The sequence below is a fragment of the Luteococcus sp. Sow4_B9 genome (genome assembly GCF_052116585.1).
Taxonomy (GTDB): Bacteria; Actinomycetota; Actinomycetes; order Propionibacteriales; family Propionibacteriaceae; genus Luteococcus.
Window position 1 is genome coordinate 1 of sequence record NZ_JBQKKT010000061.1, and the last position, 1,310, is coordinate 1,310.

Sequence of the window (1,310 nt, forward strand, 5' to 3'; positions counted from 1 at the left end):
GTTTCTCCTATGTCAAGCGGCCAGTGGGATGCAAGTCCCGGGGGCTGCTTGGGTGGTCTTGGGTGGGTTCTTGAGGGTGGTGAACACGATGCGGATGAGGTGGCGTTTCAGGCAACGCAGTGCTTCGCGGTTGGACTTTCCCTCGGCGAGCTTCTTGTCGTAGAACGCTTTGCCGAGCGAGCCCTTCAATCTGACTTGGGTGACGGCGATGCGGTGGATCGCGCAGTTGATCTGCCGATTGCCCGAACGGGTCATGCGGACTCGTCCTTCGGTGCGGCCGGACCAGACCGGGATCGGCGCGATCCCCGCGTGGCGGGCCAGCTGGGCGTCGTGGGTGAACCGCTCGATCCCACCAATCTCTCCGACCAGCTTCGCCGCGGTCAGCTCCGCGCAGCCCGGCAAGGCCACCAGCTGCGGCGCCCGCTGGCCGACCAACACGCTGATGCGCCGTTCGAAGGTCTTGATCCGCTGGGTCAAGGCGATGACGTCGGCCAGCTCGTCCCGGGCCAGCTCGACAATGATGCCGCCCGGTAGCTGTTCCAACCACTGCCGCAGACCCTGTTGGTGCTTGGCCAGGTCCAGACCGCGGGGCCTCACCTCGTGGGTGGGGTCGAGTTCGTGGATGCGCCACAACAGGCTGTTGATGGTGGCGGTGCGCTGCTTGACCAGCGTGTCGCGCCGGTCAACCAGAAGCTTCAGCTCGCGGGCCTGGTCGTCGTGCTGGGCGCGGGGCAGGTCGGGTTCGGCCAGCGCAGCCCGCGCGACCGCGAGAGCATCGATCGGGTCGGACTTGCCGCGGGTCCGGGCGATCTTGCGGGCCTGGGCCATCATCTTCGGCGGGACCCGCACCACCACCTGCCCGGCTGCGAGCAGATCGGTCTCGAGGCGGGCCGACAGATGGCGGCAGTCCTCGATGGCCCACTCCAGATCCGTGCCGTATTCGCGTCGGGCCCAGACAAGGGCCTTGTGATGGCCCTCGCTGGTGGCCTTGACCGTGACTTGGCCGAGTTTGCGGCCCGCGTGGTCGATGGCGACGAAGGTGTGTGTCTTCTTGTGAACATCGGCTCCAACGACAACCATGGTGGTTGCCTCCTTTCACCTGATTCAGTGCAGGGACGGTTGGGCCGGTCGGCGGACACATCTCAGTGGGGGCGGTGCCACGCTCCTATCAAGTCACGCCGGCCGGTCCGTCACACCAGACGCCGACAAAACGCATGAACGCCACGAAGGCAAACACCCTACGAGTCAGACGACTGGTGATCAGGATCCAACCACCGCGACACATCGCGGTGCCACCACCCTGACACTGA

Annotated in this window: 1 protein-coding gene; it reads right to left on the reverse strand. The window is 65.8% G+C overall.

Features of this window, described 5'->3' with window-relative positions:
- Nucleotides 1-12 precede the first annotated feature (12 nt).
- Nucleotides 13-1,080 (reverse strand): IS110 family transposase, encoded by a 1,068-nt coding sequence (locus ACTQ49_RS14925; RefSeq protein ID WP_441828624.1) that lies wholly within the window; start codon nucleotides 1,078-1,080, stop codon nucleotides 13-15.
- Nucleotides 1,081-1,310: the final 230 nt, after the last annotated feature.